Here is a 14,270-nt window from a genome sequence, read left to right as displayed (position 1 = left end):
TGCGACCGTAGCCACCGCATATCGGGCGCCGACTCCCGAAAGCGAGGGAGGCACCTCCCCGGCAAGAGGGAGCACCAGCAGCTCCCCTTGGATCGAGTCGACGTTCGCCACGGTGCGGCACCGCAGCACGATCACTCGCGCGGGCGGTTCGGGTGCCATCAGAGGTTGTCGGGGTCTGCTTCCAGTTGGCACGCGGCTACGGGGCCGTCCGCGACCTCGTAACGCAGCGCGGCGGAGGAGGCGTCGTCGTCACTGAGCAAGTACGTGATCACCAGAGTCTGGCCGGACTTGATCTGGTCGCGGTGGAGGGTGAATCCGAGTGCGTCCGGGCTGGGGTTCCAACTGGTCAGGTCCTGGGTCTCCTCCCACGGCCGGTATCGAGCGCGTGGTTCCTTGCACTTCTTGCCATACGGCACGACGTCCACTACCGCCGGGACGCCGAAGGCGCGCAACTCCGTCTCCAGCTTCTCGTTGAAGTCCTTGATGTAGAACCTGTTCCTGATCTCGACGGTGATCGTGCCGTCTGGATTCTCGGTCACCGCGTAGGCGGGTGCTGTGGATCCGATCAGTGTCGGGGCGACCAGGCTTGCCCCGAAGGCCATCCCCGCCAGGGCGCCGGTCAGCGCGAGTCGTCGTCCGCGAAGTCCTGACGGTCCTGACAGTCCTGACAGTCCTCGCGTTCGCGCAAGCCCCCGCGCTGCCCGACCGGGGAGGAGGAACCGCCTCCATCGGGGCTTGCGGGTCCTGGCCTCTTCAAGAAGCCGGAGCCGTTGCCGGGCCAGGGACTGGGGAGGCTGATGTTCCAGCTCTTTGATGAGGGTCTTCAGCTCATCCATCGAGGTCCTCCTTCAACGGGTTGACGCCGCCCAGGGCGTCGCGCACCTTGCGGCGGGCTCGGTTGAGCCGCGATTTCACCGTGCCGATCGGGATGTCGAGTGCTCGGGCCGCCTCTTCGTAGGTCATGTCGCTCCAGACGATGAGGAGCAGCACATCCCGGTCGCCTCGCGACAGCTGCGCGAGCGCGTGGAGCAGAGCCGGCCGTGACCCCTCAGCGGTGAGGTCGTGCGTGACCGCTTCCTCCGGCCCGTCGACGGTCTGGACAGGGGCCTGCCGTTCCAGGGCGCGATAGCGGCTCACTTCGGCCCTGCGGTGCCGGGTGACGAGCTTGGTCGCGATTCCGAGCAACCACGGCCGGGCGTCGCGGTAGGAGAGGTCGTACGACCCACGCCTCCGGAAGGCGATCAGGAACGTCTCTCCGACGAGGTCCTCAGCGACTTCTGCGCCGAGCCGGAAGGAAACGTACCGATAGAGCATCGTGCTGTAGCGGTCGAACAGGGGCGCGAACGCCTCTGGGTCGTCGAGAGAGCGCGCGATGGTCCCGGCATCGTCCACCGCGTCAAGCGTGTCAGTCACCATGGGGGACCTTGTCCGGTCATGAGAGCCCTTTCTGCAATGTGGTCAGCTATGTCTTGCCGCGACCGCCGCAGATGTTCTCGGCCGAGCGTTGCGCCGCACAGTGTGCGCCGGCTGAGCAGCCAAGGTAGGGAAACACGTGTCGCACCCCAGTCGGATGACTGATTCCACGATTCCGGCGGCTTCCTAGCGTGAAGGGGGTCGGGATCACCCTCGTCTCGCAGGAGGAAAACCATGCCGTTCCGTGTGCTGGTCATCGGTGGTGGGATCGGTGGGCTCACGCTCGCCCAAGGTCTGCGCAGGTCCGGTGTCAGCGTCGCGCTCTACGAGCGTGACCGCGCCAAGGACGACCGGCTGCAGGGCTACCGCATCCACATCACGCCCAAGGGCTGCAGAGCCCTTCATGACTGCCTGCCGCCTGAGCTGTACGACCGTTTCGTCGCCACGTCGGGCAAGCCCAACACCACGCTCGGCTTCTATGACGACCAAATGCGCAAGCTGCTGGTCATCGGCGATGCGAACGCTCCCGAGCACTACATCGACAGCTTCAAGTCCGTCAGCCGCATCTCCTTGCGTGAGGTCTTGCTGTCCGGTCTCGAAGACGTCGTCAACTTCGGCAAGACGTTCACCGGCTATGAGCCACTGCCCGGCGGGCGGGTACGCGCGCACTTCGAGGACGGCACGCACGCCGACGGTGACCTGCTGGTGGCCGCCGACGGCGTCAACTCCCGGGTGCGTGAGCAGTTCCTGCCGCAGGCGAAGCGGCTGGACACCGGCGCCCTGTCGGTGTCGGCCAAGGTACCCCTCGACGAGGAGACGCGTAGCCTGCTGCCACCCCAGCTGTTCGCCGGCTCCGGCTTCCTGTTCGGGCCACAGGGCAAGACGGTGTTCATGGCCGCGCACGAATTCCGCTCCCGCAGCTCGGTCGCCCGCGAGCCGGCGGACGGCCTGCTCATGGACAACACCTCTGACTACATCATGTGGAACCTCGTCACCACCTGGGAGCGGCTCGGCGACAGGGACAAGCTGGAGCGCATGGACGGCGCGGAGCTGCGGCAGGTCGCCTTCGAGGCGACCGAGGGCTGGAGCCCACGGCTGCACGAGCTGATCGCGCGCAGTGACCTCGGCAGCATCTCGATCTTCCCCCTGAAGACCTCGACCCCGGTCGACGGCTGGGAGACCGGCAACATCACGCTCATCGGTGACGCGATCCACAACATGCCCCCGACCGCGGGCGTGGGCGCGAACACCGCGATCCTCGACGCGCGGCTGTTGTCCCGCAACCTCGTCGAGTACACCAAGGGCACGATGTCGCTGGTGGAAGCCGTCGGTGGCTACGAGGCCGAGATGCGTGACTACGCGTTCAAGGCGGTCGCCCTGGCCATGCGCAATCTGAAGATGGGTGTCAGCGCCGGCTCGCTGCAGCGGGCCTTCACCAAGACGCTCTTCCGCTTCTTCGACGCGGTGCCCCCGATCCGCGAGCGGATGACCGCCACGATGATGAAGTAGGCCACGTCCTGATGCTTGATGTGATCACGACGGTCGTGGCTGTCGCGGCTGTCGCGGCGGCCGGTCCGTTCATCGAGGCGTCTTCGCGGATCACGGCAGGCTGAGCCCGGCCAGCTCGGTCCTGGTGGTCACGCCCAGCTTCGGGTAGACCTTGTACAAGTGGTGGCCGACCGTGCGTGGGCTGAGGAAGAGCTGGGCGGCGATCTCCTTGTTGGTGGCGCCCGTCGCGGCCAGCCGTACCACTTGGAGCTCCTGAGGTGTGAGCCGTCCGAGCAGGTCACTCCCCGGAGCCCTCGTCAAGGTCTCGCCGGTGGCACGCAACTCACCGCACGCCCGCTCGGCCCAGGGCCGGGCGCCGAGCCGCTCGAACGTCTCGGCCGCGTCGCGCAGAGGCGTCCTGGCGTCGTGCTTGCGCCGCTCACGGCGGAGCCATTCGCCGTAGAGCAGCTGGGTGCGGGCGCGGTCGAAGGGCCGCTCGTGCATCGCCAGCGCGCGGATGAAGCTCTCCTCGTCGTCGGAGAGGAGCGCGTGACAGCGCATGAGCGCGGCACGCGCCCACGGCTGGTCCGCCGCCGCGGTCCACTCCTCGAACAGCGCGAGCGAACGCTCCGCCCGATGAGGAAGGCCGAGCCGTACCGCGGCTTCCACCTGATCGGGGACAGCGGCCGCCTGATGCCTCGTCACCGAGTCGAGCCGATCCAGCGCCTGGTCGTAGCGGCCGAGCCCGAGATCCAGGAGGGCGAGCGCCCACTGTGCCCAGGCCGCCCCGTACGGCAGGCTCCCGGCGCGCCCGGCCAGCTCCCTGCAGGACGACTCATCGCCCGCCGCCGCGGACAGCCAGGCCCGCACCCCGCAGAGCTGAGCCTCCAGGTGGGACTGGCCTGTCTGCGTGGCGATGCTCTCGCCCGAAGCGGCGGTGGCGATCGCATCCAGATGGCGGCCCAGGTGCAGCTCCGCGGCGGCCAGCACGAGGTGGACGTGCGGGAGCCAGGTGATCATGCCGAGCGAGGCGCACTCCTCGGACAGCGACCGTGCGATGTCCAGCGCGGTGCTGTGATCGCCGATGAGCAGCGCCATCTGGGCCGCGTTGTTCCGCAGGCCGTGCATGCCCTGCCGAACCTGCCTGCCGCCCTCGACCACCTCGCGCAGCAGGGGCAGCGCGACCGCCGGCCGACCGGCGAGCAGGGCCGACATGCCCTGCGCCATGGCCGGCGCCGGACGGCGGGGGTCGTTGTCGTACGGGAGCCCACCCAGCCGGGCGGTGGCGTCCGCGGCCGGCATCGGGTCCCCGGCGTACCAGCTATTGCGGATCACCTGCAGCAGCATCGTCCTCGCCGGCGCCGGGTCGGTCGCGACAACGGACTCCGCGGCGGCCATCAGCATGGCGCTGGCTGCCTCCAGCGCCCCGCGCTCGAACTCGACATCGGCTCTCACCATGGCCATCTCCGCCGACAGGCGCGGGTCGGCGGTGCGTGCGGCGACCTGCTCGGCCAGCAGCCGTCCTCGTTCGAGCTGGCCGGAGTCGAGCGCCGCCTGCGCGGCGGCGGCCAGGCGGCGGGTGCGCGCGCTCTCGTCGGGGGTGAGCTCGGCGGCCCGTTCCAGCGCGGCCGCGGCGGCGGCGTGGCCCGTGCGGTCGCGGAAGCGCTCGGCCGAGCTCTCCAGGTCTGCGGCGAGCCGCTCGTCGGGCTCCGTCGCCGCCGCGACCAGGTGCCAGACGCGCCGCTCGGCGTCGCCGACCTCGGCCAGCACCCGGTGTACGGCACAGCGGCGAGCGAAACCGGCGGCCTGGTAGACCGCAGAGCGAGCCAACGAATGCCGGAAGACCAGGGTCGTCCCGATCACACGGACAAGGCCTGCCTGCTCGCACACCTCCAGCGCGTCGTCGTCCACGCCGAATCGGCGCGCGGCGCGCAGGATGAGCGCGACCTCGCCGGTGTCCTCAGCCGAGGCGACGAGCAGCAGCGTCCGTGCCCCGTCCGGCAGTCCGGCGACCTTGTCGTAGAAGGCGTCCTGCAGGCGCCGGGTGAGCGGCAGCGGGCCCAGCGGGGAGTGCGCCTGGTCGGCGGTCACCGGCAGTTCGATGAGGGCGAGCGGATTGCCGCCCGCCTCGGCCAGAACACGTTCGCGCGCCTCGCCGGCGAGGCCGGGGACGTGCTCGTCGAGCAGCGCCGCCGCCGCCCTGTCCTCCAGCCCGGACAGTGGCAGTTCGGGCAGGCCCGCGGGCGCGAACTCCTCGCGTGCCGCCAGCAGCAGCACGACGCCCTCCGCCCTGAGCCTGCGCGCGGCGAACAGCAGGGCGTCAGCGGACGCCTTGTCGAGCCATTGCATGTCGTCGACCAGGCACAGCAGCGGGCGCTGCCCCGCGGCCTCCGCCAGGAGCGACAGGGTGGCCACGCCGACGAGGAACCGGTCCGCGGCCGGGCCGTCGGCCATGCCCAGTGCACCGCGCAGGGCCGCGGCCTGCACCGGGGGCAGCCCTTCGACGTGGTCGAGTACGGGCAGCAGAAGCAAGTGCAGCCCGGCGAAGGGCAGCTCCGCCTCCGACTCGACACCGGCGCCCCTCAGCACGGTGAACCCGTCGGCCGTCGTGGCGGCATGATCGAGGAGCGCGGACTTGCCGATGCCCGGCTCTCCGCGGATCAGCAGGACGCCACTGGTGCCCGTGCGGGCCTCCTGCAGCAGGCGGTCAACCGTTCGTCGTTCGCCGTCTCGCCCGTGCAGCACCCCGCGATCGTACTTACGCCCGCTCAGGCATGACCAACCGGGAAGATGACTGATTCCGCGCCCCGCGGTCCTCCGTAGCGTCGTGATCACGACATCTGCCCGTACGGCTCGCCGTCGTCGGCGGCGGAACCGGCCTCACCTTCGGTGACCGGCTCCTCAGCGTGATCAGCCGCCATACGGCGTTGGCCGGTCCCGGCCAAGCTTTCTCGGTGCGCCGGTGATGGGACGAGGTGCCGGTCAGCGGTCACGGAAGCGGGCTTCAACGGTCTCAACCAGACCGGCGATCACGCCGTCGGGCGAGGGGCTGTAGTGAGGGACGGCCCATCGAGTGATCCTGGCGTCGATGACCGTGGGACGGCCGGAGGCCAGGGCGTCGCGGAACGCGTCTTCGAACTCCTCGATCGTCTCCACTCGGTAGCCGTCCGCGCCGCACGCACGCGCGTACGCCGCGAAGTCCGGGTTCCGGAACTCGACGAGCCCGGTCTCTCCATACGCCGAGATCTGGTAGAGCTTGATCAACTTGAATTCCTCGTCGTCGAAGATGACCCAGATGACGGGGATTTCGTGCTCGACGGCAGTCATCAGCTCGAAGCCGGACAGCGAGTAACACCCGTCGCCGCAGCCGACGACGACCGTCCGCTCCGGATGTGCGACCTTCAACCCGATGGCGCCGTTGACGTGCCCGGCCATCGGCCCGAACGAACCGGCCTTGCGGAAGTTCTGGCCTTCCTCGAGCTCCACGTAGTAGCCCAGCCAGGCCAGATGCGCGCCGGCGTCGGCGAGGAGGACGCCGCGCTCCGGCAGCATCCGGCCGATCGCCTGCGCGAGCTCTCCCGGGTGGATCTTCCCGGTCAGGTGGGTGATGTGCCGGGCCTCGTAGTCCTTGCCGTCGACCTCGACGGCCGGTACCTCGCCGACCTTCTTCTCCAGCGCGTCGATGAGGGCCGCCACCGCCGGGCGCGCGTCGGACAGGAGCGCGTAGTCGGGCGGGTAGGCCTTCTGGAACTCGGTCTCGGAGATGTTCACGTGAATGAGCAGCTTGCCGTCGAACAGCCCCTCGCGGTAGTTGAACGTGGCGTGCTGGTTGAGGGAGTTCCCGACGCACAGCACGACGTCGGCCTCGCGGAAGGCCTTCCAGGCACTCGCGTGGCCGCTGTCGGCGAAGACGCCTACCGACAGCGGGTGCCCCTCGGACACGATGCCCTTGCCGTCGAGAGTGGTGAGCAGCGGGATTTGGAACCGCTCGATCAACCGCCTGATCTCCGTTCCCGCTCCGCTCCGGACGGCCCCGAAGCCCACGAGCGCCACGATGCGTTTCCGGCTCGCGATGGCGTCCGCCAGTACCGATGCGATCTCCTCCACGCGTGCCGGATCGGGCAGGGCCGACGCGACGTCGAGCCGGAGGGGCCGGGTGTTCCTGACCTCGACACCGCGTTCGGTCAGGTCCTCGGGAACGTGGATGTGCACCGGCCCGGGCCGCCCCTCGAACGCGATGTTGACCGCTTCCTCGAGCACGTCGAACGTGTCCGCGATGTCGGTGAGCAGGAAGGACTTCTTGGTCGTGGCCGCGAACATGGCCTGCGAGTCGGGCGTCCGGTTCACCCCCGAGGTCTCGTTGAGTGAGCCCCATCCCTGCCATTTCCTCGACGCGTATCCGGAGACGGCGAGGACCGGGTAGGAGTCGGACATCGCCACGGCCAGCCCGGAGAACAGGTTGAACGCCCCCGGCCCGGCCGTGGCGAAGCAGAAGCCCAGCCTGTTCGTGTACATCGCGTACCCGCAGGCCATGAAGGACGCGGCCTGCTCGTGTCGCGTGATGATCGGCCGGATCTGCCGCGAATGCTTCAGCGCCAGCATCAGCCCGGCGGCGTTCTCCCCGGCGCCACCGAAAGCGGCCCGCACCCCGATGTCTTCCAGCCCCTTGACGATGGCTTCGTAAACCTTCATCTCTCCTCCCCTCCCTCGTCCCCGAGCCGCCCGGACCGGTGACGCACGGCGAAATCGTCATGCGTCACTCATGGCGGAGCCGATTCTCGAGCGCCTCCCAGACGCCGGGGATCGTGCCTTCAGGCGAGGAGCTGTAGTGCGGAAGTGCCCACCGGGTGATCTTGGCGTCGATCACCGTGGGTCGGCCCGAGGCCAATGCCGCACGGAACGCGTCTTCGAACTCCTCGATGGTCTTCACGCGGTAGCCGTCCGCGCCGCACATTCGCGCGTACGCGGCGAAGTCGGGGTTTTTGAAGTTCACCAGGCCTGATTCGCCGTAGTTTGCGAGCTGGTAGAGCTTCACGATCTTGTACTCATCGTCGTTGAAGATCACCCAGATGACCGGCACGTCGTTCTCCACGGCGGTCATCAGTTCGAAGCCGGCCATCGAGTAGCAGCCATCGCCGCAGCCGACGACGACCGTCCGGTCAGGCTGGGCCAGCTTCACCCCGATCGCGCCGTTGACGTGCCCGCTCATCGGCCCGAAGGTACCCGTCTTGCGGAAGTTCTGGCCGCTTTCGAGGTCCACGTAGTAGCCCAGCCAGGCCAGATGTGCGCCGGCGTCAGCGAGGACGACGCCGCGCTCCGGCAGCATCCGGCCGATCGTCTGCGCCAGCTGCCCTGGGTGGATCTCGCCGGGAAGACGCACGATGCGTCGCGCCTCGTCGTCCCGGCCGACGACGGGCGCGGACCTGACCGGACCGACCCTCCTCTCCAGGGCGTCGGTGATCGCCTCGATCGCCAGACACGCGTCGGAGACGAGCAGGCGTTCAGGGACGTAGGTCTTGCCGATCTCGCTCGCCGCGATGTTGACCTGGATGAGCACCTTGCCGTCGAACAGCTCCTTCCGCAGCCCGAAGGTCGCATGCTGGCTGAAGGAGTTGCCGACGGCCAGGACCACATCGGCCTCGCGGAATGCCTTCAAGGCACTCGCGTGACCGCTCTCCGAGAACACCCCGAACGCCAGCGGGTGGGTTTCGGCGATGGCCCCCTTGCCGTCCAGGGTGGTCACCAGCGGCACCTGGAATCGCTCGACAAAGCGCAGCACCGCCGCCTCCGCGTGACTGCGGATCGCGCCGAAGCCGGCGAGGAGGACGACCCGGCGCCCGTCTCGCAACGCGTCAGCCAGCACGTCCGCGATCATCTCGACCTGTTCCGGGTCGGGCCGCACCGGCGCCACATCGATACCGACGTCATGGTAGTTGTCCACAGTCACCCCGCGGTTGGTGAGGTTCTGCGGCACGTGAATGTGCACCGGCCCCGGCCGCCCTTCGAACGCGACGTTCACGGCCTCCTCGAGCACGTCGCACGTGTCGGCGACGTCGGTGAGCAGGTATGACCTCTTGGTCGTCGCAGCGAACATCGCCTGCGAGTCGGGTGTGCGGTTCAATCCGGACGTGTCGTTCACCGCGCCGCGTCCGCGCCAATCGAGAGAGACGAAGCCTGTTATGGCCAAGACCGGATAGGAGTCCGACAGTGCGACCGCAAGGCCGGAAAACAGGTTGAACGCTCCGGGACCGACCGTCGCGAAGCAGACACCCAGCCGGTTCGTGTACATCGCGTAGCCGCACGCCATGAACGACGCCGCCTGCTCATGCCGCGTCATGATCGGCCGGATCTTCCGCGAACGCCGCAGCGCCAGCGTCAAACTGGCGATGTTCTCGCCATTACCGCCGAACGCGGTGTCGACTCCCGCGCTTTCGAGCCCCTTGACGAGAGCTTCGTAGACCTGCATATCGCCCCCTCAATCACTCCCAGGCGAGGCGTGGTCGGTCGGACTTCGATGGACCCGATTGCGTCCCCTTCGGTCGCCTTTCCTCCGGACACCCGGCCGTCGGTGGATTCACGCCGGGATCTCACGGTCGGATGCGGCTACGCGTGCCACTGGGCGGCATGCCGGGCGTGCGCGCTGGTCGTTCCGTTCACGAAGAACTGCTCGTAATACTCCGACTCGACATGGTGCGTCTGCAGCCATATGCCGGGCACGTGAATGGCATCCGCATGCGCGGGGAACCGCCCGTGAGTCGTGTGGATGTACACGCAGATGTCCCGCGCGCAGTCGACCACCCGCTGGTCGTACTCGCTCGCCTCGGCCAGGTAGCGCCGCCCGTAGTCACCGTTGTAGATGCGGGCGAAGGTCTCCGTATCGGTGTAGATGCCGTCCGGACCGAACTTCGCCTGCACGACGGCCTCGACGGCCTTCTCCATGGAAGGGAAGTTGGGCGGGCAGGCGGCCTTGATGAGGTGCTCTCCGTCGACCCGGAGCCCGACCGGGTGGGAGCGCAGGGCGGCGTACTTGGGTAGCGGTACGTGCCAGCGCAGGACGTCGGCGGGCCGGAAGCGCGGCGTGACGAAGTCGAAGCCCAGCATCCGGCCGTACGCCCGGGAGAACTTCGGGTCACCCAACATGATCTGCGGATGGATCGCGGCGTGGATCCAGGCGCCGAGCCCCATCGCGTCCGCGACCAGCATCATGTTCTGCAGAAGCAGGTCGGCCTCGATCTGGGTACGCATCGGCCCCAGGGCTCCCAGCGGCAGCTTGAGATCCGCGTTCAGGAACCCGCTCCTCACCCATTTCCCCACGCCGGCCGGCCGGTAGAAGTTGCGGTCGTCCACGAGTGTCGGCCTGGCCCCATCCGGCTGGGTGAGCAGGTACATCAGCGCGTTGATGTACTGGTGGGAGAGGTCGACGACCGGCAGGAAGACCGTGGTGCCCGGAAGGTTGGACAGGAAGCGGTTGGAGTCCAGGTAGGCCGGGAAGTCCCGCATCCCCTCGGCGACGTCGAGACGGTGGTCCAGGACCCTCACCTTGGCCTGGCGCGCCCGTTCGACCAGCGTGTCGGCGTTGAAGGGCAGGTCCGGAGAGGGCGGCAGCTTCCTCAGGTAGTAGGTGCCGGTGTCGTTGATCATGAAGAAGTGGGTGCCCTGCGCGTTGTCGGGGCTGCCCGCCGTCCGCCCGCCCATGTTGAGGTTCGGCTTGGCCATGATGGGCTTCCCGTCGCGCGGGTCCTCGAACGGCCGGTCCGGCATGGTCAGGCCGGAGCAGCCGGTGAGAGCGATGAGCGTCGCCTCCTCCAGTTCCTCCAGCGGCATCGGCCGATGCGGGGACCGGTAGCTCATCGAACCGGCCGGCACGGACGCGCCACGGCTGATCCGGTGGGTGCGTCGCTTCCAGATCGTCTCCAGCAGTGGCCGGGAGAGGAGATCTGCCAACCCCTGCTGCTTGACCTCTCGCTTCACGGACATGTCGGCCTCGCTCTCCTCAGTCGCGCTCAGTCGCGCCCGGCGTCGGGAACGTGCTTGTCGGGCGTGCTCGGGCGCCACGGCGCGAACGCGCTGGCCGTTCTCGGCAGGAAGCCGGCCAGTTCGGGACAGTGCCGCAGGATGACGCTCTTCATGCCGTTGCGGTTGATCCAGTCCAGCCCCAGCGGGGTGTAGATCTCGGGCCTGAAGTCGACGGTGAGGAAGCGGTCGCTCTGCAGCCGCCGGCTGGCCATGAGGATGAAGATACGGAAGGCCGTGTCACTGAAGCCGAACCCTTTGGGCGGGTTCTCCGCGTAGAGCCCGACCATCGTGTCGATGTCGTCGACCGTACGGTAGACGTCCTTGAGCCGTGCCACCGTATCCGGGTCGGAGGCGAGGTCTTCGAAGCGCCGGATGCGCGGCTTGTGCAGACCGGCACGGAAGTCGTTGTAGCGCGGAACACCGCGACGGCGGGTACGCACGATGTCGACCACGGACAGGTCGATCACCTCTCCGTCCCGCTCGAACGCCTGGAGCGCGCGCGGATAGTTATGCAAGGTGATCGCACCCGGGTGGGCGATGCCGAGCGAGTACAGCGAGTTCGTGAGACCGACCTTGCGGATGAGAGCCTCCGTGGCGCCGCCCTGCACGTCGTTGAATCCCAGGGTGTCGAGCGTCTGGCCGAATCGGTGGTCGGCGATCTCGAAGTCGTCCGGGATCAGCGGGTGCATCCGGTAGACGGTGACGAAGTCCTCGGTGAGCGAGTAGGGCGCGGCGTGGTGGTCGGGCAGGGTCTCGGGGATACCGGTGAGCGCGTGCGCGTCGACCAGCCACAGCCCGAGCTGGGTCAGCCAGTTCTTCGGCGGCCCCTCCCAGTTGGCCGTCAGCGAGATATCGATCAGTTCGGTCGCGAGGATCGCGGGGGTCCACTCCACCGTGTGGATCTTGGCGATCAGGGCGGAGACGACGAGCCTCGCCGTGTGGTAGACGCTGTCCTCGTCCATGCGGGGGTACTCGCTCCGCAGGGCCTCGCACACGGCGTTGTGCTCACGGGCGAAGAGCGTGTGCATGACGCTGAGGCCGAGCCACCAGTTCTCCCTGAAACCGGTGGTCGGGATGCCGTTCGGGCCGGGCAGCAGATGGCCGTTCTCCAGGTGCAGCGCCGCGCCGCCGTCCGGCTCGCGCAGGGACTTCGCGGTGGCCTCGTCCCCGCCGTAGACCTCCGAGCCGTCCCACCAGTGGGAGGCGGTGTTGGCGAACAGGATCGGCGGCTCAGCGCCGCCCGGGGAAACGCCCTCGTTCTCGGCGAAACGCATGGCCTTCTCGGGCTTTCCACCCGGGCTGTTGCGCCAGGTCATGCCGGGCGGCAGCGGCACCTCGACGCTCTTCTTCCCGGCCGGGTAGCGCTTGTGGTTGACCCAGTCGTGCACCTGGAACTGGATCCACGCGGCGGCGATGATGTTCAGCGACCGTGCCGGGATGAAGGTGTCGCGGTGGAGCAGTTCCCTGCTGACGGTCACCGGATTGGGCGTGTCGAAGAGATCTGGCTGGTAGACGGGAGGCAGATTGCGGCCGAAGGCCGCGCCGAGGGCTCCCATCATCGGTGCGGACAGGTCGTTGTAGGTGCCGTCATAACTGCGCCTGACCCGCAGGTGCTCGTCGATGGGCGGCGGCACCGGGTGGGCCTTCGGTGGAGCCTCGCGTATCTCGGTGTCGATGAGGTTGTGGGTGCGCAGCACCTGCCGGAACGCTTCGAGATTGAGGAGCCCGAGCCAGGTCGGCAGCCTGTGCCAGGGGACGACGCGGTCGAGGGCGCTGAATCCGGTCTCGAGGAGCCCTCCGACGACGACGTTGCGCTTCGGCCGCGGCGTGATGAAGCGGTACCCCCGGCGATGGGCGCTGCTTGCCTCGTAGGCGGCCTTGCGGGCGCGGTTCAGGTTGCCGAGGGGACGGAACTCGTCCGTGGTGTTCCACGGGTCGAAGGCGAGCTGGTCGACGCGGAGCGCGATGGCACGCGCGTCCGCGGTGTCGAGGTCCTGCCGCGGGATCGTCAGCGTCCCCACCGGGATGACGGGCGCGTCCTCCTCCGTCCAGTCGGCCGCGCCGTTCTCGATGGGCGTGCGCCAGGCGTCCTCGTAGCGCTGTACGCACAGTTCGAAGACGATGTCCGACCTTGCCAGCCGCGCGGAGATCTCATGCCCCAGGTAGTCGGGATCGCTCTGCGACGGAGGGGGTGCCGCCGGCGCGCCCGCGACGGGGCGGAGCCGGTAACGCACCGGTCCGGCGTCCCCCCACAGGATCGCGCCGCGGCTCCAGTACGTCTCGAGCGCGAGGCTGCTCACCTTGCGCCTGGTGCCCGCGGTCACGTTCCGCCGCATGCGCGCGGCGGTGGACCAGCCCACCGCCATGGGCAGTTTGACGAACAGCGCGACCCCTTTGCGCAGGGTCGAGTCCGCGCCTGCCATGGCCTCCGCGAACGCGACGAACTCACGCGCGTTCCGCGCGTGGGAGACCGGATAGCTCGTCATGAGGAGGTCATGGGCCTGATCGGGCCCTGCCTGTATCCGCAGTGCCGCACCTCGCAGATCAGGTGCGAAGTCCGGTTGGCGGGCGCCGCTCGCGTTGGACAGCCGGACGATGACCGGGTATTCGGCACCGGGCTTGGCGAAGCCGACCCGCAGGTCTTCGGGAAGGTCCGGGCGGAACCGCAGCTTGGCGTTCTCGACGGCGAGGATCGCTTTCGCGTGGAAGGTCCGGTCGATGCCGGCGGCACCGCTGCGCTTCATGATCTTCAACTGGACCTGCATGAGGTCGCGGGCGAGCTTCTCGAAGATCTGTCGTTCAACCTCGGGAGAACCGCCGACATAACGCTCGTACAGCTCGGCCTTGGGTGCTGCCGGCGTCACCGGAGCTTCGCCGACAGGGCGCTCGTGCCGCTTGGTCTCGTGCATGTGACTCTCCAACCGGTGCTCGCCCTCATCGGTCGCGAGGGCGTTCGGGCGCGGCGCAAGGATCTCTTTCGGTGATTCCGATTCCGCGATTCCGTGGTTCACCGGAACCGGCGACAGCGCGGCCCTCTTGCCGCAGGGCCGGCCATCCTGTTCGAAATACCGGCAACCTCCGTTTGGAACACCAGGCGCGAATAGAAGCGCGAACTCGCGAGCGCACAGGGCGGTGTGTGAATCACCAGTACGGCCGGTAGGCGCACAGGACGCCAGTTCACACCCCAGCACACCACCGTTCCATCATCCATGAGACGAGAACAGAATCAGGCAATATCGGAACAAGCGATGGAAATATCATTCTTTCAAAGACTTCCACCCGATCGAAGAATGTCACTCTATTTACCGGAACACGAATACGGGCTGGTTGACTCTTCACTCCGGAGACAGGTG

The 14,270-nt window shown here is 68.2% G+C and carries 8 protein-coding genes; 1 reads left to right on the top strand and 7 read right to left on the bottom strand.

Annotated features, from left to right (window positions below; genetic code table 11):
* Window positions 1–158: 158 nt before the first annotated feature.
* Both QSK17_RS21560 and QSK17_RS21555 read right to left on the bottom strand, forming a co-directional pair.
* The gene (locus QSK17_RS21560; protein WP_285706815.1) at window positions 159–836 is read right to left on the bottom strand and encodes a hypothetical protein; all 678 of its coding nucleotides are present in this window, start codon (window positions 834–836) and stop codon (window positions 159–161) included.
* Window positions 829–1,416 carry an RNA polymerase sigma factor gene (locus QSK17_RS21555; RefSeq protein WP_502889266.1) on the bottom strand — a complete coding sequence of 196 codons (588 nt, stop codon included), beginning with the start codon at window positions 1,414–1,416 and terminating at the stop codon, window positions 829–831. The genes QSK17_RS21560 and QSK17_RS21555 overlap by 8 nt, the downstream gene beginning before the upstream one ends.
* Before the next feature lie 231 nt (window positions 1,417–1,647).
* Between QSK17_RS21555 and QSK17_RS21550 the strand changes: the two genes are divergently transcribed.
* Complete coding sequence (locus QSK17_RS21550) at window positions 1,648–2,922, top strand: FAD-dependent oxidoreductase (RefSeq protein ID WP_285706812.1); 1,275 nt, start codon at window positions 1,648–1,650, stop codon at window positions 2,920–2,922.
* A gap of 90 nt (window positions 2,923–3,012) precedes the next feature.
* Here QSK17_RS21550 and QSK17_RS21545 read toward each other — a convergent pair whose 3' ends face one another.
* The 5 genes from QSK17_RS21545 to QSK17_RS21525 all read right to left on the bottom strand — a co-directional run bounded on the left by QSK17_RS21545 (window position 3,013) and on the right by QSK17_RS21525 (window position 13,826).
* The gene (locus QSK17_RS21545) at window positions 3,013–5,646 is read right to left on the bottom strand and encodes an AAA family ATPase (RefSeq protein WP_285706811.1); all 2,634 of its coding nucleotides are present in this window, start codon (window positions 5,644–5,646) and stop codon (window positions 3,013–3,015) included.
* A 237-nt stretch (window positions 5,647–5,883) separates the two neighbouring features.
* A complete protein-coding gene (locus QSK17_RS21540) occupies window positions 5,884–7,593 on the bottom strand; it encodes a thiamine pyrophosphate-binding protein (RefSeq protein WP_285706810.1) in 1,710 nt (569 codons plus the stop codon).
* Between the two features lie 64 nt (window positions 7,594–7,657).
* Complete coding sequence (locus QSK17_RS21535) at window positions 7,658–9,367, bottom strand: thiamine pyrophosphate-binding protein (RefSeq protein ID WP_285706808.1); 1,710 nt, start codon at window positions 9,365–9,367, stop codon at window positions 7,658–7,660.
* A 137-nt stretch (window positions 9,368–9,504) separates the two neighbouring features.
* A complete protein-coding gene (locus tag QSK17_RS21530) occupies window positions 9,505–10,878 on the bottom strand; it encodes a hypothetical protein (RefSeq protein WP_285706807.1) in 1,374 nt (457 codons plus the stop codon).
* Window positions 10,879–10,904: 26 nt separating this feature from the next.
* Window positions 10,905–13,826: a peroxidase family protein gene (locus tag QSK17_RS21525; protein ID WP_285706806.1), complete on the bottom strand. Its 2,922-nt coding sequence runs from the start codon at window positions 13,824–13,826 to the stop codon at window positions 10,905–10,907.
* Window positions 13,827–14,270: the final 444 nt, after the last annotated feature.

This window comes from Microtetraspora sp. NBRC 16547, from assembly GCF_030268965.1.
In the GTDB taxonomy this organism is placed as follows: domain Bacteria; phylum Actinomycetota; class Actinomycetes; order Streptosporangiales; family Streptosporangiaceae; genus Microtetraspora.
Note: the sequence above shows the minus strand (reverse complement) of the source record. Positions and strands in the feature narration are given on the sequence as shown.